Annotated in this window: 19 protein-coding genes; 7 read left to right on the forward strand and 12 right to left on the reverse strand. The window is 70.1% G+C overall.

Annotated features, from left to right (window positions below):
- Window positions 1–26: 26 nt before the first annotated feature.
- Window positions 27–926, forward strand: a complete 900-nt coding sequence (locus H3309_RS13340; RefSeq protein ID WP_182295173.1) for an SMP-30/gluconolactonase/LRE family protein — start codon at window positions 27–29, stop codon at window positions 924–926.
- Window positions 927–1,155: 229 nt separating this feature from the next.
- Here H3309_RS13340 and H3309_RS13345 read toward each other — a convergent pair whose 3' ends face one another.
- The 6 genes from H3309_RS13345 to alr all read right to left on the reverse strand — a co-directional run bounded on the left by H3309_RS13345 (window position 1,156) and on the right by alr (window position 5,653).
- Entirely contained in the window at window positions 1,156–1,719 is a 564-nt protein-coding gene (locus H3309_RS13345; protein WP_182298758.1) for a fasciclin domain-containing protein, read from the reverse strand.
- 104 nt (window positions 1,720–1,823) lie between these two features.
- Window positions 1,824–2,546: an anti-sigma factor gene (locus H3309_RS13350; protein WP_182295174.1), complete on the reverse strand. Its 723-nt coding sequence runs from the start codon at window positions 2,544–2,546 to the stop codon at window positions 1,824–1,826.
- Window positions 2,543–3,085, reverse strand: coding sequence for a sigma-70 family RNA polymerase sigma factor (locus H3309_RS13355; RefSeq protein ID WP_243453726.1), 543 nt, complete (start codon window positions 3,083–3,085; stop codon window positions 2,543–2,545). Before H3309_RS13355 ends, H3309_RS13350 begins: the two co-directional genes overlap by 4 nt.
- Window positions 3,082–3,849 carry an ABC transporter ATP-binding protein gene (locus H3309_RS13360; RefSeq protein ID WP_182295175.1) on the reverse strand — a complete coding sequence of 256 codons (768 nt, stop codon included), beginning with the start codon at window positions 3,847–3,849 and terminating at the stop codon, window positions 3,082–3,084. Before H3309_RS13360 ends, H3309_RS13355 begins: the two co-directional genes overlap by 4 nt.
- A complete protein-coding gene (locus H3309_RS13365; protein WP_182295176.1) occupies window positions 3,846–4,631 on the reverse strand; it encodes an MlaE family ABC transporter permease in 786 nt (261 codons plus the stop codon). Before H3309_RS13365 ends, H3309_RS13360 begins: the two co-directional genes overlap by 4 nt.
- Entirely contained in the window at window positions 4,628–5,653 is a 1,026-nt protein-coding gene (alr, locus tag H3309_RS13370; RefSeq protein WP_182295177.1) for an alanine racemase, read from the reverse strand. Before alr ends, H3309_RS13365 begins: the two co-directional genes overlap by 4 nt.
- Window positions 5,654–5,917: 264 nt before the next feature.
- Between alr and H3309_RS13375 the strand changes: the two genes are divergently transcribed.
- From H3309_RS13375 to H3309_RS13385, 3 genes are read left to right on the forward strand one after another with little or no spacing between them, the layout of a single operon-like run.
- Window positions 5,918–6,385 (forward strand): VOC family protein, encoded by a 468-nt coding sequence (locus H3309_RS13375; RefSeq protein ID WP_182295178.1) that lies wholly within the window; start codon window positions 5,918–5,920, stop codon window positions 6,383–6,385.
- The gene (locus H3309_RS13380; protein WP_182295179.1) at window positions 6,382–6,741 is read left to right on the forward strand and encodes a DUF1428 domain-containing protein; all 360 of its coding nucleotides are present in this window, start codon (window positions 6,382–6,384) and stop codon (window positions 6,739–6,741) included. Before H3309_RS13375 ends, H3309_RS13380 begins: the two co-directional genes overlap by 4 nt.
- The gene (locus tag H3309_RS13385; RefSeq protein WP_182295180.1) at window positions 6,738–7,211 is read left to right on the forward strand and encodes a VOC family protein; all 474 of its coding nucleotides are present in this window, start codon (window positions 6,738–6,740) and stop codon (window positions 7,209–7,211) included. The genes H3309_RS13380 and H3309_RS13385 overlap by 4 nt, the downstream gene beginning before the upstream one ends.
- On the opposite strand, the gene H3309_RS13390 is transcribed toward H3309_RS13385, so the two are convergent.
- The 3 genes from H3309_RS13390 to H3309_RS13400 form a co-directional block, all read right to left on the reverse strand.
- Window positions 7,208–7,795: a VOC family protein gene (locus tag H3309_RS13390; RefSeq protein ID WP_182295181.1), complete on the reverse strand. Its 588-nt coding sequence runs from the start codon at window positions 7,793–7,795 to the stop codon at window positions 7,208–7,210. The two genes, H3309_RS13385 and H3309_RS13390, sit on opposite strands and share 4 nt — an antisense overlap.
- A gap of 157 nt (window positions 7,796–7,952) precedes the next feature.
- A complete protein-coding gene (locus H3309_RS13395; RefSeq protein WP_182298760.1) occupies window positions 7,953–8,489 on the reverse strand; it encodes a SixA phosphatase family protein in 537 nt (178 codons plus the stop codon).
- Window positions 8,489–11,194, reverse strand: a complete 2,706-nt coding sequence (locus H3309_RS13400) for an ATP-dependent DNA helicase (RefSeq protein ID WP_182295182.1) — start codon at window positions 11,192–11,194, stop codon at window positions 8,489–8,491. Before H3309_RS13400 ends, H3309_RS13395 begins: the two co-directional genes overlap by 1 nt.
- On the opposite strand from H3309_RS13400, the gene H3309_RS13405 reads away from it, so the two are divergent.
- Both H3309_RS13405 and H3309_RS13410 read left to right on the forward strand, forming a co-directional pair.
- Window positions 11,193–12,806: a lysine--tRNA ligase gene (locus tag H3309_RS13405; RefSeq protein ID WP_243453727.1), complete on the forward strand. Its 1,614-nt coding sequence runs from the start codon at window positions 11,193–11,195 to the stop codon at window positions 12,804–12,806. The two genes, H3309_RS13400 and H3309_RS13405, sit on opposite strands and share 2 nt — an antisense overlap.
- On the forward strand, window positions 12,803–13,561 hold the full coding sequence (locus tag H3309_RS13410) for a hypothetical protein (protein WP_182295183.1): 759 nt from the start codon (window positions 12,803–12,805) through the stop codon (window positions 13,559–13,561). The genes H3309_RS13405 and H3309_RS13410 overlap by 4 nt, the downstream gene beginning before the upstream one ends.
- Before the next feature lie 168 nt (window positions 13,562–13,729).
- Here H3309_RS13410 and H3309_RS13415 read toward each other — a convergent pair whose 3' ends face one another.
- Genes H3309_RS13415 through dapE form a run of 3 tightly spaced genes read right to left on the reverse strand, consistent with a single transcriptional unit; the run spans window position 13,730 to window position 16,976 of the window.
- Window positions 13,730–15,010: a metal-dependent hydrolase family protein gene (locus tag H3309_RS13415; RefSeq protein ID WP_182295184.1), complete on the reverse strand. Its 1,281-nt coding sequence runs from the start codon at window positions 15,008–15,010 to the stop codon at window positions 13,730–13,732.
- A gap of 2 nt (window positions 15,011–15,012) precedes the next feature.
- The gene (locus H3309_RS13420; RefSeq protein WP_182295185.1) at window positions 15,013–15,852 is read right to left on the reverse strand and encodes an aldose 1-epimerase; all 840 of its coding nucleotides are present in this window, start codon (window positions 15,850–15,852) and stop codon (window positions 15,013–15,015) included.
- Window positions 15,849–16,976: a succinyl-diaminopimelate desuccinylase gene (gene dapE, locus H3309_RS13425; protein WP_182295186.1), complete on the reverse strand. Its 1,128-nt coding sequence runs from the start codon at window positions 16,974–16,976 to the stop codon at window positions 15,849–15,851. The genes H3309_RS13420 and dapE overlap by 4 nt, the downstream gene beginning before the upstream one ends.
- A 45-nt stretch (window positions 16,977–17,021) precedes the next feature.
- Between dapE and H3309_RS13430 the strand changes: the two genes are divergently transcribed.
- Window positions 17,022–17,483, forward strand: coding sequence for a cupin domain-containing protein (locus H3309_RS13430; protein WP_182295187.1), 462 nt, complete (start codon window positions 17,022–17,024; stop codon window positions 17,481–17,483).
- Window positions 17,484–17,574 lie beyond the last annotated feature (91 nt).

The raw sequence follows: 17,574 nt of genomic DNA on the forward strand, positions 1-17,574 counted from the left end.
CCACGACACGCTGACAGGAGACGGTGATGGATGATCTCAACCTGCGCTGCGTTGCCCCGGTCGGCAATCTGTGCGGCGAGGGCGCGACCTGGTGCGCGGCGGAACAGGCGCTTTACTGGACCGATGTCAACCGCTTCCTCGTGCACCGCCTGACCGTCGCGACCGGCGCGGTCGAAAGCTGGTTCTTCGATGAACCCTGCGTCGCGCTCTCCCTCACCGACCGCCCCGGCACGCTGCTGCTCGGCATCGGCTCCAGGCTGCTGCTGTGGCAGCCGTGGGGCGATGTCCGCACGCCCCACGGCTTCGCGCTCGAGCGCTGGCCGGCGGCGCGGCTGAACGAGGGGCGCGCCGGTCCGGGCGGCGAGTTCTGGATCGGCTCGATGAGCAACAATGTCGGCCCCGACGGCGGGCATGTCGAGCTGGAGGGCGCGCGCGGGCAGCTGTTCCGCCTCATCGACGGCCAAGCGCCGCGGATGTTCAAGGACGGCATCGTCATTTCCAACACCATGTGTTTCTCGCCCGACCGGCGGCACCTCTATTTCGGCGACACGGTGCCGAACGTCATCTGGCGCCATGACTATGACGCCGCGACGCGGTCGATCTCCAACGAAACGCCGTTTTTCGCCGGCTTCGACCGCGGCCGGCCCGATGGCTCGGCCATCGATGCCGAGGGCTGTCTGTGGAACACCCGCTTCGGCGGCAAGTGCCTGGTGCGCGTCGCGCCCGACGGTTCGATCGACCGCATCGTCGAACTGCCGGTCAGCAACCCCACCACCTGCGCCTTCGGCGGCCCCGACCTGCGGACGCTCTACATCACCAGCGCGTCCGTCTATCTCGACGGGCATGAGCGGCTGGCGGGATCGCTGTTCGCCTTGGACGCGCCGGCGCCGGGGCTGCCCGAAAACCGCTACCGGCTGGCGGGATAGCGCCCTGGCGGGCGGCAGGCCCCCGGCCATACCGTTGCCCCTGCGCGGCAAAGCCGCGCGAGCGCGGGCCGTGAGCGGAGTGGAAAGAAGGAAGAAGGAAGAACAAAAAAGCGCGGCAAAGCCGCGCTGTCGGACACGACGATTGTGCGGGGATCTCCCCCGCACAATCGCGTGCCGGCCAAGCTTGTGCGAGTCTGCAAATAGCTCCGCTATTTGCAGCCGCACTGCGCTAGGGCATTAACACCGTGTCAACCACGTGAATCACGCCGTTGGACTGGTTCACATTGGCGATCGTCACCATCGAGGTGCCGCCCTTCGCGTCGGTCAGCATCACCTTGTTGCCGGCCATCGTCGCGGTCAGCTTGCCACCATTGACCGTGGTCAGCTCGGCCTTGCCGCCGCCCGCTTTGATCGCCTTCATCACGTCGGCCGCGCTCATCTTGCCGGCCACCACATGATAGGTCAGGATGCCGGTCAGCGTGCCCTTGTTCTCGGGCTTCACCAGCGTTTCCACCGTGCCGGCGGGCAGCTTGGCGAACGCCGCGTTGGTCGGCGCGAACACCGTGAACGGACCGGGGCCGGACAGCGTGTCCACCAGCCCGGCGGCCTTCACCGCCGCCACCAGCGTCGTGTGATCCTTCGAATTGACGGCATTCTCGACGATGTTCTTCGTCGGATACATGGCGGCCCCACCCACCATCACCGTCTTCGCGTCCACCGCGCTCATACCAACCGTGCTGACACCCGCCAGCATCAGCGCAGCCACGGCACCGCGCAGCATTTTCGCATTCATACGCATGGGAACTCCTTTGATTGTCTCATGGAAAGCCACTGCCTTCCACATCCCGTCTTACGCGCCACACCCTGTCACAGTTTCATCGGCGCCAGTGTCGCAGGTCAGACGGCGACCAGCTTGCCCGTCGCCACCACCGGCCCGGTCGGCAGCCCGGTCGGCGATCCGCCCCTGGGCTCCAGGCTCACCGCCAGCACCGCGCCCGCCGCCACCAGCTTCAGCACGGTCGCCGGCACCTTCACCTGCTGCTGCCCGCCCAGGCTGATCAGCCCCAGCGACCGCGGGCGCCCGTCGGCCGGGATGAGCCACAACTCCGGCTGCCGGCCATCGAGCTTCTCCGTCCCCACCGGCGCCAGCACCAGCGCCGACCGCGCGGTATCCACCGCCGCCGTCACCAGCGGCGCCTTGCCCTCGCCCGCCAGCGTCGCCGCCATCACCACGCCATCGCGCGTCACCAGACGCTCCACCACCTGCGGCGGCCGCGGCACCAGCAGCAGCGCCACCGCCACCGCCGCCACGGCGCTGCTGGCAAAGCTGAGGCCACGCCAGAGGCCCAGGCTCTGCCACCACCCGGCCCGCGCCGGCACCACCACGGCCGGGGCCTCCAGCGCCGCCTCGATCCGATCCCACAGCACCGCCGGCGGCGCCACCGGTGCGATGCCGTCGCCCAGCGGCGCCAGCCGCTCGGCCCAGTCCTCGCACAACGCCCGGAACGCCGGGTCGGACAGCATCCGCGCCTCGACCGAACGCATGGCGTCCCGCTCCAGCGCGCCCAGCGCCCAGTCCATCGCCAGCGCCTCGTCGGTCGAGATGGGCTGGTCGCTCACGCCACCATCTCCCCGCGCAGCCTGATGAGCGCCCGCCGCACCCAGGTCTTCAGCGTGCCCACGGGGATGCCCTCCCGCTCCGCCAGCGCCTCATAGGTCAGGCCTCCGACATAGGCCGCGCGGATCACCGCCTGGTGCCGCGGGTCCAGCCCCGCCAGCGCCGCGTGCAGGCGGGTCGCCGCCTCGCTCGCCATCGCGCTGGCCTCGGGCGTGGGCCGCTCGTCGGCCAGCTCATGTGCCTCCTCCACCGGCACCGCCGCCCGCGTCCCCCGGGCGCGCACCCGGTCGATCGCGCGGTTGCGCGTGATGGTGGTCATCCAGGTCATCGGGCTTGCCCGGCCCGCGTCATATTCCGCGGCCTTGCGCCAGATGGTAAGAAACACGTCCTGCAACACATCTTCCGCTTCCTGTCGGTCGGACAGGATACGCATCGCGACCGCGAACAGCTTCATCGACGAACTGTCATAAACCATGCGCAGCGCCGCGCGGTCTCCCGCGCCGACCCGCTGCAACAGGCTTGCCAGGTCCACGCCGCTCACCCGCCGCCTGCTCCCGCCATCCGGATCGGCCCGTCCGCCCGCCCCTTCACGAACTGGTCTACAAACTCGTTGCCGCTGTTGTCGAGGGCCTCGACCGGCCCTTCCCAGATGATCCGCCCCTGATGCAGCATCGCCACCCGGTCGGCGATCTTGCGCACGCTCGCCATGTCATGCGTGATGGTCAGCGCGGTGACCCCCAGCGCCTTCACCTGGTCGCGGATCAGCGCGTTGATCACATCCGCCATGATCGGGTCCAGCCCCGTCGTCGGCTCGTCGAAGAAGATGATGTCCGGCCGCGCCGCGATCGCCCGCGCCAGCGCCACCCGTTTCTGCATGCCGCCCGACAGCGCCGCCGGCTTCAGCTCGGCCACCTCCGGCCCCAGCCCCACCCGCGCCAGATTGTCGATGGCAATCGCACGCAGCTCCTCCGCCCGCACATTCCGCCCGGCCGTCAGCGCGAAGGTGACGTTGCGCCAGACGGCCAGGCTGTCGAACAGCGCGCCGCCCTGGAACAGCATGCCGAACCGGGCGCGGGCCGCCGCCAGCGCGCTGCCCTTCAGCCCCACCAGCTCCTGACCATCGAGCATGATCGAGCCGGCATCCGGCCACAGCAGCCCCAGGATGCACTTCAGCATCACCGACTTCCCCGTGCCCGAGCCGCCGATCACCACCAGCGATTCGCCCTTGCCGACGCTCAGCGTCACCCCGTCGAGGACGCGCTTCGGCCCGAACGCCTTTGCCACATCGCGCAAGCTCAGCGTCATGTGCCGAACACCAGGATGGTGATCACCAGGTTGGACAGCAGGATCAGGATGAACGCCGTCACCACCGCATTCGTCACCGCCCGCCCCACGCCCGCCGCGCCGCCGCTGGAAACGAACCCATTGTAGCAGCCGGCCAAGGCGATGATGAAGCCGAACACCGCCGCCTTGATCATCGAGGAGACGACATCCTCCGTCTCCAGAAACCGCGACGTGGTGATCAGATAGGTGGCGCTGTTGAACCCCAGCCGCGTCGTCGCCAGCAGCCAGCCGCCCAGCACGCCGATGATGTTGGCGACCAGCACCAGGAACGGCAGCATCAGCGTCGCCGCCACCAGCCGCGGCGCGATCAGGTAACGGAACGGATCAGTGCGCAGGGTATAGAGCGCGTCGATCTGCTCGGTCACCCGCATCGTGCCCAGTTCGGCCGCCATCGCGCTCGACACCCGCCCGGCCACCATCAACCCCGCCAGCACCGGGCCGAGCTCGCGCACGATGGCGATCACCGTCACCGCCGGCACGGTGGAGGAGGCGTTGAAGCGGCTGCCGCCGACGAGAATCTGCTGCGCCAGCGCGGCGCCGGTGAACAGCGCCGTCAACCCGACCACCGGCAGGCTGAACCAGCCGATCAGGCCCATCTGCTCAACGAGGCGCGCCGGATAGAAGGGCGGCTGCACCGCCCGCGCCAGCGCCAGGCCGGCAAAGCGCGCCAGCCGGCCGATCAACGCGAACGCCCCGATGACGAAGCCACCCAGCGAAATCAGGAACGACGCAACAAACTTCATGTCCAGCGCCGCTCATAGCGATGGCCCAACCCCGTCAGCAACTCATATTGCGATACCGGCCCGTCCGCAGCCAGCGTCGCCAGGTCGAAATCGGCGGTCAGCCAGTCCCCCTCCGCCACCCCGGCGCCGGTCACGTCCACCGCCGTCATGTCCATGGAAATGCGCCCCACCGTCGGGCACCAGCGGTCGCCCGCGCGCCAGCGCAACCGCGCCGCCACCCCACGCGGCAGGCCATCGGCATAGCCCACGTTCAAAGTCGCCACCTGGCGGCTGCCCACCGCCACCCAGGTCGCGCCATAGCCGACCGTGTCGCCATCGCGCACCGCCGACAGCTGGATCACCCGCGCCGACAGTGCCACCACCGGCGCTATACCGCCCACCGCCTCGGCGCGCGGAATGCCGCCATAAAGCCCCAGTCCCGGCCGCACGCCGTCGAAGGCATAGTCGCGCCCGATGCACACGCCGGCGCTGTTGGCCAGCATGTGCCGCGCGTCCGGCGTCGCCGTCGCCAGCGCGCGGAATGCCTGCAGCTGCCGCGCCGTCAGCGGGTGCCCCGGCTCGTCGGCGCAGGCAAGGTGGCTGTGCACCGTGTCCACCGCCAGGCCTTCCATGGCCGCCAGGTCGCCCAGCCCCAGCCGGTTCATGCCGGTCTCCACCATGACATCACACGCCCGCGCCGGAAACGCCGCCCGCCACGCCGCGCACTGCGCGGGCGTGTTCAGCACCGGCCGCGCCCAGGGCATCGCCGCGGCGTCGGCCGCGTCACACCGCGAAAACCCGTGCAGCACCAGCAGCGTGCAGCCTTCCGGCAGCACCCCCAGCGCTGCCGCCTCCGCCCAGCTGCTCACCGCGAACGCCCGGGCTCCCGCCGCCGCCAGCCGCGCCACCACGTCGCGCGCGCCCAACCCATAGCCATCGGCCTTCACCGCCGCCGTCACCGGCACGCCCGCGGCTTCTGCAAACCATCGGTAATTCGCCACCAGCGCATCGGTTGACAGCGTCAGGCGGAGCGCGGCGGGCATGCCACGACCGATAGCGGCCCACCCGGGCAGCTGTCGAGGCGCAACCGGCCTTGACGACATACCAACCGGTCGGTATGCTTTACTCATGTCGAGTCGCACTGCCCTCACCCCCTGTCGCGCCCGCCCCGCTCGCCGCACCCGTGCAGGCGGTGTTGCAAGGACGGCCTCACCCTGTCGAAGGCCGCCAACGATCCGTCGCCCGCGCACGGCGGCATCGGGCACCTGAAACGCATTCTCCCGTTGTTGCCCACACGAAAGGACCGAATGATGGACACCCCCTTCCGCCTGCCCCCCATCGTCCCCCACCTTGTCGTCAACCGTGGCGGCGACGCCATCGATTTCTACGCCCGCGCGCTCGGCGCCGAGCTCATGTCGCGCCTGGACAATGGGGAAGGGCTGGTGATGAACGCCGGGCTGACGATCAACGGCGCCGCCGTCATGCTCAACGACCATTTCCCCGGCATGTCCCCACCGCCGCCGCAACCGGGGCACTCGGCCGTCACCATCCATCTTACCGTCGACAACGCCGACCGCTGGTTCGACCGTGCCGTCGCCGCGGGCGCCACCCCGGCCATGCCGCCCGCCGACATGTTCTGGGGCGACCGCTATGCCGTGGTGCACGACCCCTTCGGCCACAGCTGGGCCTTCGCGCACAATTTGCACGGCCACCAGCTCGGCCATGACGAGATCAACAGCAATTTCGCCGCATTCAAGGAAGGAGCAATGCAATGAGCTACATCGACGGTTTCGTGATCCCCGTCCCCGCCGCGCAGGAGGATGCCTACCGCCGGCTCGCCGCCATGATGGCCTCCATCCTGGTCGAACATGGCGCGCTGCACGTCGTCGAAACCTGGGAAGACGACATCAAGGACGGCACCCACACCGACTTCCGCACCGCGGTCAAGGCGGAGGCGGGCGAAAAGATCGTCTTTTCCTGGATCGTCTGGCCCTCCCGCGAGGTCCGCGATGCCGGCAACGCCAAGTTCATGGCCGACCCGCGCATCACCGGCGACGAAAACCCCATGCCGTTCGATGGCAAACGCCTGATCATGGGTGGCTTTCGCACCATCGTCGAGGAACGGGCATGACCGCACTCACCCGCATCGCCCCCTGCCTCTGGTATGACGGCGCCGCGCGCGAAGCCGCCGACTTCTACGTCTCGCTGTTTCCGGAGTCATCGGTGGACGCCGTGCTGCCGGGGCAGGACGGCAAGCCACTGTTCGTCAGCTTCACCCTCGCCGGGCAGCGCATGCAGGCGCTGAACGGCGGTCCCGGCTTCCCGCACAGCAACGCCATGTCGCTCTCGGTCGCCTGCGACACCCAGGCCGAGATCGACCGGCTCTGGACGGCGCTCGGCGCCGACGGCGGCAAGGAGCTGGAGTGCGGCTGGGTCACCGACCGCTGGGGGGTCCCCTGGCAGATCGTGCCGAGCTTCCTCGAAGCGCGCATCTCCACCGGCACGCCCGAACAGGTCGGCCGCATGATGGTGGCGGTCTGGAGCATGAAGAAACTCGACCTCGCCGCCATGCAGGCGGCATTCGATGGCGAAGGTTCCTAATCCCTCAGGATCTGGTTGATCTCGATCGCCGTGCCGTCCGGATCGAAGATGTTGCAGCCCATCACCCGGATCGGCGGCGCGCCGTTGCGCCCCTCATAGACCTGCAACCGCGCCTCCCCGGTGAAGCTCACGCCCGGCACCGTGGCGGCCATGGCGCAGCGCTTCTTCGCGTCGTCCACATTCAGGATCAGCACATGCCCGCCCGGTCCCAGCCGGCGGGGATAGGGCTGGTCGCTGCCCGGCAACGGCGGATCGGTATATTGCATCAGCCCGATCCAGCCGATGAAGGGATCATTGCCATTCAACAGCACCAGCCGCGTCTTGTTGCCCGGCACGCCGGCCGGCAGCGCCACGCCGCTGACGCTGATCTTCGCGTCATAATTCACCTGCAGGCCGAACACGTCGCGGTACAGCTTCAGGCTGTTGTCGATATCGCGCACCAGGATGGTCAGCCGGCGGACGTCGGTCGGAATGCGTTCCTTCGGCGCTTCCACCCCCGCTGCCTTCACGCCGGTCGCCGTCTTCGCCGGCTCCGCCGCCTGCGCGCCGCCGGCCAGCAGCGCGGCCATCAACAATGCCCTCATGCCACCCTCCCCAGAAATTGTTCGATAAATCGCCCATGCCGACGGCGAAAACGTTGATTTTCGAGCACCGGAGCGCAGCGTGCTTATCGCACGTGAGCACCGGAGCGCAAAAAATCGGCGTTTGCAGCCCGGCATGGGCGATTTATCAAACAATTTCTCAATCGTCCGGTCCCAGCGACGGGTCCAGATCGCGCGGCCGCACGAACCGCGTCAACCGCCCCTTGCCCTCGGCCGCCTCTGCCCAGCGCGCGCCCTCAAAGACAATCTCCGCCAGCGTCGCGGTCGGATATTTCTTGTAGGCCTCCGCCCGCAATGGCGCATCATCCTCCGGTGTCGCGATCAGCGCCAGATCCTCCAGCCCGGGGTTGTGCCCCACCAGCAGCAGGCGCCCGGTGGCATCGCTTTCCGCCTGCACCAGGTCGAACAGCGTCACCGCGCTGGCCATGTAGATGCGCCGGTCGAACGTCACCTGAAGCCTGCCGCCCAGGCCCTCCTCCAACCCCTCGATGGTCTGCCGGATGCGCAGCGCCGGCGAGGCGATGATGCGGTCGAACGCCAGGCCCTCGTCACGCAGATAGCGCCCCATGCGCACCGCCGCGCGCCGCCCCCGGCCGTTCAGCGGCCGGTCGAAATCGGTCTCCACCGGATCGTCCCAGCTGGATTTCGCGTGCCGCAACAAGCTCAGCGTGCGCATCATGCCTCCCTGCTCCCCCCGATCATGCTTACGGGTGCGCCATCGCCGGCGCAACCGGCGCCGATGAACCCGCTCACACTTTCCACAGCCTCCCCCAGGGTCACCCGCTCGATTCCCACCTCGGGTGGAAAGGCGTTCAGCAGCCGGCTCGGCACCGCCGGCCCCAGCAGCACGAACACCCCCCGGTCATCCGCCCGCCGGATGAGGCGCCCGAACGCCTGCGCCAGCCGCCGCCGCACCAGCGCGTCCTCGTACGCGGCACCGCCATTCGCCGCCCGCCGCGCCGCATGCAGCACCGTCGGCCGGCTCCACGGCAGTCCTTCCAGCACCACCTGCCGCAGGCTCTCGCCCGGCACGTCCACGCCGTCGCGCAGCGCATCCGTCCCGAACAGGCTGGCGCGCGGGTCGGCGCGGAACAGGTCCACCAGCGTGCCTGCGTCCACCGGATCGACATGCTGCGCGAACAGCGGCAGGCCCTGCCGCGCCAGCGTGTCCGCCAGCCGCGCATGGACGCTGCGCAGCCGCGAAATCGCCGTGAACAGCCCCAGCGTGCCGCCACCGCTCGCCGCGATCAGCCTGGCATAGGCATTGGCCAGCGCCGCCACATCGCCACGCTTCACGTCGGTCACGATCAGCACCCTGGCCTGGCGTGCATAGTCGAACGGGCTCGCCACCTGGAAATGCCGCGGCACCACCGCCAGATGCGCCTCCCCCACCCCCTGCTCGCCCAGCGTCGCGCTGGTTACCACCACGCCATGCGCCGGCGCCAGCACCGCGTCGGCCAGCGGCTTGGTCGGGTCCAGCCAGTGCCGCCGCACGCCGGTGTCCAGTTCCCGCCCCTCGTGCCGCACCAGCTCGAACCAGTCGACGAACGCCGGATTGCCCGCCCCGCCGATCCGCGCCAGCAGCGCCCCCCACGCCGCGAGCAACTGCTGCCGCAGCAACAGCCCGTCGCTCGCCGACGTCACCCGCGCGAACGCCGCCGCATCCAGCCAGTCCGGCGGCTCGTCCAGCACGCTGAGCAACCGCGCCCGCAGCCGCGCGCACGCCTGCCCCAACCGCTCCAGCGCCCCCGCCGCGGCCTGCGCCGCCTCCACCAGCGCGCCGGGCGGATCGGCGATCTCCGTCTCCAGGGTGAAGCCGCTCTCCACCCCCTCGGCCCGCGTCAGCACGACATCCCGCACCGCCGCCAGCAGCGCCTCCACCGGGCCGTCGGGAACCCCCTCCCCCAGCCGCCCCAGCCAGCCATCGCCGGGCAGGGCCCGCGCCGCGCCCGCCACCGCCTCCAGCGCCGCCGCCCCCGCCTCGTCATAGCTGCTCACGTCCAGCAGCCGCGCCGCCAACCCCCGCCGCCGGCCGCGGGCATTGCGTTCCGGCCCCAGCAGCCAGCGCCGCAGCTCGATCGCCTCCGCCCCCGTCAGCGCCAGCGCGAACGCCCCGTCCGCCGCATCCGCCAGATGATGCCCCTCGTCGAACACCAGCCGCTCCAGCCCCTGCCCCTCGGCCCGCCCGCGCACGGCGTTCGCCATCACCAGCGCATGGTTGGCGATCACCAGGTCGGCGCCGGCGCTCGCCCGCACCGCCCGCTCGATGAAACAGGATCGGTAGTGCGGGCAGGCGGCATAGACGCACTCCCCCCGCCGGTCGGTCAGCGCCGGCCCCGCCCCCCGGCTGAACAGGCCCGGCAGCCACCCCGGCAGGTCGCCGCCCACCATGTCGCCATCGCGGGAGTATCGCGCGAACCGCGCCACCAGATGCGCGAACACCCCCGCGCGCCCGGTGAAGGCGCCCTGCATCGCATCCTCCAGGTTCAGCAGGCAGAGGTAATTCTCGCGGCCTTTTCTCACCACCACCCGCTGTGCCCGTTCGCCGGCGTCCGGAAACAGCGCCACCGTCTCGGCATCCAGCTGCCGCTGCAACGCCCGCGTGAAGGTCGAAAGCCACACCGCGCCGCCGCTCTTCGCCGCATAGTCCGCCGCCGGCGCCAGATAGCCCAGCGTCTTGCCGATGCCCGTCCCCGCTTCCGCCACCACCATGTTCGGGCCGTCGGCGGACAGCCGCGGCGCGAACGCATGCGCCACCGCCCGCGCATAGCCCCGCTGGCCTTCGCGCACCTCCCGCCGCTCCCCCCGCAGCGCGTCGAGCGCCGCATCCACGTCGCCCACGCCCTGCACCACCGGGCGGGGTTTCGGCCTGGGCGCCGTCTCCTCCCACTTGCGAAGGCTCTCGAACAGCCCCGGCTCCCGCGCCTCCGGCCTTGCGATCCGCTCCAGCAGCAGCGGTGCCCAGCCCCAGCCCAGCCGCGCCAGCGACTGCGCGCTGTTCCACGCTCCCGCGCGCGCCGCCCAATCCGGCGGCGCCACCCGCGCCAGCAGCGCGCCGGCCGCCTGCCGCAGGAACAGCGCCTCTGCCGCGCCATCCGCCGGCATCGCCAGCCCCAGCCACCCCGCCAGCCCCGCTGCGGAGGGCACCACGAACCGCGCCGGTGCCACGAAAGCGAACAGCTCCAGCACATCCAGCCCGGACAGCGCCGGATAGCCCAACCGCGCCGCCGTCACCGGCGCGTTCAGCAACAGGTGCGGGGTATCGGCGGCCCGCGCCATCGCCTCCCGCCGGTCGGCCTGGCCCACCCGGCCGTCCGGCCCTGCCAGCCAGATGCCGGCATGGCTTGCCACCAGCGCGGGGTATGGCAAAGGGGCGCTCATGCAGACCGGTTACAGCAGCTTCTCCGCCGATGAAATGGCCGCGCTTCGCACCGAGGCCGGCATCAGCAAGGCCTGGCCGTTCGAGGAAGCGCGCAAGCTGATCGCCCGCTACCCGCAGGGCTTCCCCGCCGCCGGCGTGGTCTTCGAAACTGGCTATGGCCCCAGCGGCCTGCCGCACATCGGCACCTTCGGAGAGGTCGTCCGCACCACCATGGTGCGCAACGCCTTCACCCTGCTCTGCCCCGGCATCCCCACCCGGCTGATCGCCTTTTCGGACGACATGGACGGCATGCGCAAGGTGCCGCCGCATCTCCCCAATCAGGACATGCTGACCGCCGCGCTCGGCCAGCCGCTGACCTCGGTGCCCGACCCCTTCGGCACCCACGCCAGCTTCGGCGCGCACAACAATGCCCGGCTGATGGCCTTCCTTGACGGCTTCGGCTTCGATTACGAGTTCCTCAGCTCGACCGACTGCTACCGCTCCGGCCGCTTCGACGCGACACTCCTGCGCATCCTCGAACACTATCAGGCCGTCACCGACGTCATCCTCCCCACCCTCGGCCCCGACCGCCGCGCCACCTACTCCCCCTTCCTGCCGCTCTGCCCGCGCACCGGCCGCGTTCTCCAGGTGCCGATCACCGCGCACGATGCCACGGCGGGCACCGTCAGCTATACCGACCCGGAAACCGGTGAAAGCGTCACCGTCCCCGTCACCGGCGGCGCCTGCAAGCTGCAATGGAAGCCCGATTGGGCGATGCGCTGGGTGGCGCTCGGCATCGATTACGAGATGTCCGGCAAGGACCTGATCGACAGCGTCACGCTCGCCAGCCGCATCGTCCGTGTCCTGGGGGAGCGCCCGCCCGAGGGCTTCAACTACGAGCTGTTCCTGGATGAAGGCGGCCAGAAGATCAGCAAGACCAAGGGCAACGGCCTCACCATCGAGGATTGGCTGCGCTACGCCGAACCCGAAAGCCTGGCGCTCTACATGTATCAGCAGCCGCGCCAGGCGAAGAAGCTGCACCTGGGCGTCATCCCGCGCGCGGTCGAGGATTATGAGAAGTTCGCCGCCGCCTTCCCCGCGCAGCCCGCCAAGGAACGCCTCGGCAACCCTGCCTTCCACATCCACGGCGGCGCGCCGCCCTCGAACGACCGCCCCGTCAGCTTCGGGCTGCTGCTGCACCTCGTCGCCGTTGTGGGCAGCAGCGATCCGGCCATGCTGCGCGCCTATCTGAAACGCTACGCGCCCGATTGCGACCCCGTCGCCGACCCGAAACTGTCGGCCATGGTCGATCATGCCATCGCCTTCCACCACGACCATATCGCCCCCACCCTGCACCGCCGCGCGCCCACCGGGATCGAACGGCAGGCGCTCGCCGCGCTCGACCAGTGGCTGGCCGCCAACCCCACGGCCGATGCCGAGGCGATCCAGTTCGAAATCTACGAGACCGGCAAGCGCTTCGGCTTCGATCCGCTGCGCGCCTGGTTCGCCGCGCTCTATGAAACCCTGCTCGGCAGCCCGCAGGGCCCGCGCATGGGCACCTTCATCGCGCTCTACGGCATCGGCGAAACCCGCGCGCTCATCGCCTCCGCCCTCGAAAAGGTCCCCGCATGAAAGCCTTGGCTGTCGCCGCCGCCCTGCTGCTCGCCACGCCCGCGCTCGCCGGCCCGGCCGCGGACGCCTTCCGCGCCGGCAACTGGCCAGCGGTCATCACCGCCGGCCGCGCCGAAGCCACGCCCGACGCTCTCGTTCTCGCCGGCCGGGCGCAGACCGTCGTCGCCGTCTATCAGACGGCCGACAAGGCCCGCGTCCGCACCCTGCTCGCCGCCGCCGAAGCCGATTTCGCCGCCGCCGAAAAGCGCGACCCCGCCAATCTGGACGCCATCCTGCAACGCGGGATCGCCGTCGGCTACGCCGCCAAGCTCGACCGTTCGCCGGGCGGTGCCAAGACCGCGCGCCGGGCCTTCGAACATGTGCTCTCCAAACGCCCGAACGACGCTGTCGCGCTCGCCGCCATGGGCGGCTGGCACGGCGAATCGGTGGCCACGCTCGGCAGCTTCATCGCCGGCACCGTGCTCGGCGCCAAACGCGCCGACAGTGTCCGCTTCTTCGACCGCGCCATCGCCGCCGACCCCACGTCGCCCGTCCATCCCACCTTCTACGCCAGCACGCTGCTCGCGCTGGACGCCGACAATGCCGCGAAGGCCCGCACGCTGCTGGAGCGCGCCGACAAGGCGACTGCGAAAGACGGCTTCGAAGCCCTCCTGCAACGCCAGGCCCGCGAAATCCTCGCGCCGCTCGCCAAGGGCGACATCAAAACCGCCCGCGCCACCGCCCAACGCATCGGCCCGCTGGGCACCGTCCGCTGACCACACCCCTCCCGTTCACGGGAGGGGCGACTCGGCAAAGCCGAGCGGGGGTGGGCCTCTTCCCCCAAACGCTCGCGGATGGGACAGGCTGTCGAGCCCCTCCCCCGCATGCGGGGGAGGTGTCGGCGCAGCCGACGGAGGGGGCCAGCACCGCCGGCACCGTTCAGCCTACCGCACGACCACCCCACCCTTCATCACGAACGCCACCGTCTTCAACGCCGTCACATCGCTCAGCGGATCCCCCGCCACGGCAATGATGTCCGCCGCCATCCCCGGCTTCAGCGCCCCCACCTGGTCCTTCAGACCGAGCAGGTCGGCCGCATTCACCGTCGCCGCGGCAATCGCGCTCGCCGGCGTCATCCCGAACTGCACCATCAGCTCGAACTCATCGGCGTTGCGGCCATGCTTGCTCACCCCCGCGTCGGTGCCGAACGCGATCTTCACGCCGGCCGGCACCGCCTTCGCCAGGCTTTTCCCCGTCACCGAAAGCCGCCATTTCACCTTCTCCAGCACGGCGGGCGGATAGGCGTTCGGATCCTTCGCCAGCCGCTCCTTATACCCGTTGATGGTCGACAGCGTCGGCACATAATAGGCCCCCGTCTGCAGGAACAGCTTGACCGAGGCATCGTCCAGCATCGTCCCATGCTCGATCGAATCGGCGCCCGCCGCCAGCGCCAGATTCATGCCGTCGGCGCCATGCGCGTGCACAGCCACCTTCTTCCCCGCCAGATGCGCGGCTTCCACGATCGCCTTCGCCTCGTCCGGAAACATCTGCTGGCCGATGCCGGCACCGATCCGGCTGTTCACCCCGCCGGTGGTCGCGATCTTGATCACATCCACGCCGCGCCGCACCTGCAATCGCACGGCATGGCGGCAGGCATCGGCGCCGTCGCACAGGTTCGACTGGTCGATCGCCGGATGCAGCTCGTCCGCCAGGCTCAGCGTCGCATCCATATGCCCCGCCGTGACCGAGATGGAGCGCCCGGCGTCGATGATGCGCGGCCCCATCACCCAGCCGCGCGCCACCGCGTCGCGCAGCGCCAGCGTCGCGCCGCTGCCGTCGCCCAGGTTGCGCACCGTCGTGAACCCGGCGCGCAGCGTCTTCATGCCGTTCCACTGCGCCCGCAGCGCCGCCATGCCCGGCCCTTCCGTCACCCCCTCGATCAGCGCCGCCTCGCCGCCGGCGTCGCTGTCCAGATGCACATGGCAGTCGATCAGGCCGGGCAGCACGAAGCGATCCTTCAGGTCGATCAGCGTCGCCCCCGCCGGCACCGGCGCATGGCCCGCCACCACCGACACGATCCTGCCGTCCTCGACGGTGATGGTCGAAGGCCCCTTCGCCGCCGTCCCCGGCACATCCAGCAGCCGCCCGGCATGAATGACCGTCAGCGGCCCGGCGGCCAGCGGAACCGACAGCGCCAGGGCAACCAATGCAAGGGTGAAACGCATGCTCAATCTCCCATCGCCGATACCCGCATCGACAGCGTCGTCACCGCCTCGCCTCCCGGCGGCAGCGCGATGATGCCGGGCATGCCGGGCTGGTTCAAGGCCGTCGCCGGATGGCTGACCGGCTCGACGCAGAGGAAGGATTCGTCAACCGGTGCATAGATCACCAGCCAACCATGCGCCGCATGCATGGCAACCCGCAACCCGCCGCCGCTCAGCACCGCGCGCCCGTCATGCCCGGCAAAGACATGATCCAGCAGCGCGCCATCGTTCAGCCGGGTTGACAGGTCAAACCCCGGTTCACCCATGAAACGGGTCGGCAGAATCTCGCCGTCCGATTCCCACCAGCCGCTGTGAGCGGCCTGCAACCGCGTGTCCGGATGCCGCACGAACCAGGGATGCAGCCCGAACCCCAGCGGCATCACCCGCGCATCGCGGTTCCGCACCGACAGGCTGATGTCCAACCTGTCCTCGCCCAGCACAAGGCGTTGCTCCGCCGCATAAATCCACGGCCATTCATCGCCGCCGGCCGCCAGCGTCAGCGTCGCATGATCCTCGCCGCTGTCCGCCACCGCCCAGGCCCGCTGCCACCCCTGGCCATGGATGGCATGGGGGCTGCCACTCAGGTTCGGCGGCAACGCCACGTCGATGCCGTCCCATCGGAACCGCCCGTCGCGGATGCGCCCGGTGAAAGGCAGCATCGGAAAACAACCCATCTGCAAGGCATCATCCGCCCCCGCCGGCGCCGGCCGCAGGATGTCCCGCCCGCGCCAGCGCCACGCTGCGATGCTGCCGCCGACCGCCGGTGCCACGATCAGCTCCTGCTCGCCGTGCACCAACCTCACGCGAAATAGCGCCGCAAAATCAGATCATAAGTCGCTGCCAGAGCAGAAAGGTCAGCGATACTGACGCTCTCGTCCACCTTGTGCATCGTGGCGCCCGGCAGGCCGAACTCCACCACCGGGCACAGCCGCCGGATGAAGCGCGCGTCCGATGTCCCCCCCGTCGTGCTCAGCACCGGTGTTTCGCCCGTCACCGCGGCCACCGCGTCCGCCACCAGCGCGGTGAAGCCGCACGGCTCTGTGATGAACGCCTCCCCGCTGATCCGCGTCACCACCTCGGCCAACGGCGCCTCCTCGGCGACCACGCCCTCGATCCAGCGTTGCAGGTCGGAACCCCGGTGTTCACTGTTGAAACGGATGTTCAACCGTAAAGCGGCCTGTGCCGGGATCAAGTTGGTGGTCGGGTTGCCCACGGAAAGGTCGGTCACCTCCAGGTTGCTGGCATCGAACCAGTCGTTGCCGTCATCCAGCACCCGCGCCTTCAGCCGGTCGGCGATCCGCACCAGCCGCGTCACCGGATTGTCCGCCCGCGCCGGATAGGCGACATGCCCCTGCGCGCCATTCACCGTCACCCAGCAGTTCAAGGACCCCCGCCGGCCGATCTTCACCATGTCCCCCAGCACCCGCGCGCTGGTCGGCTCGCCCACCAGGCAGTGATCGGGCCGGTGGCCGTTCGCCACCATCCAGTCGAGCAGCGGATCGGTGCCGAACGTCGCCGGCCCCTCCTCGTCCCCGGTGATGATGAACGACAGGCTCCCCGGCGCGCCCCGCGCCACATGGGCGCCCGCCGCCGCCACCATCGCCGCCAGCGCCCCCTTCATGTCGTTGGCGCCGCGCCCGATCAGCACTCCCTGGTCGACAATCGCGGCGAACGGATCGACGCTCCACCCTGCGCCTGCCGGCACCACGTCGCTGTGCCCGGCAAAGGCGAAATGCGGCGCGCCCGTGCCTGCCCTTGCAAACAGATTGTCGACCGGCCCGTCGGGTGGCCCGCCGAACCGCAGCCGCTGCGTCGTGAACCCCAGTCCGCGCAGCGCCGCTTCCAGCACGTCCAGCGCCCCCGCGTCCGCCGGCGTCACGCTGGCGCAGCGGATCAGGGCCTGGGCGAGCGGAAGCGGATCGAGCATCCGGCATCTCTTGCGCAACCCGGCGCGCGGGCGCAACCTCCAGCGATGCCGAAAGTCGATCTCGCCAGCCTGCCGCACCTCACCACCACCGGTTACCCGCCGCCGTTCGACCGCGCCGTCGCCGGGCGCAGCCGGCAGCAGGTGGCGCTCGCGCTCAGCGATTTCGCCGCCAACCTGATCACGCTCGCACCCGGTGCCTGGGCCAGCCAGCGCCACTGGCACAGCGCGGAGGACGAGCTGGTGATGATCGTCTCCGGCGAGGCGGTGCTGGTCGAGGATGGTGGCGAGACCCTGCTGCGCGCCGGCGACATCGCCACCTGGGCAAAGGGCGTTCCCAACGCCCACCACCTGCAGAACCGCAGCGACGCGCCCGTGGTTTTCCTCGCCGTCGGCCCCGACCGGCCGGGAGAGGACGTCTGCCTCTACCCCGACATCGGCATGCGCTGGAGCGCCGCCGACGGCTATGTCGTCGGCCCGCCCCGGACGCCGCCGATGAACCCTGAATGAAAATGACGATTCCGACTCGCCCGTGACGGTAAAATGGGCTATGCGCTCAAATCAGGCGTAGTGTCGGTTCGACATTGCCCGGCCACAGGCG

Source organism: Sandaracinobacteroides saxicola, assembly GCF_014117445.1.
In the GTDB taxonomy this organism is placed as follows: Bacteria; Pseudomonadota; Alphaproteobacteria; order Sphingomonadales; family Sphingomonadaceae; genus Sandaracinobacteroides_A; species Sandaracinobacteroides_A saxicola.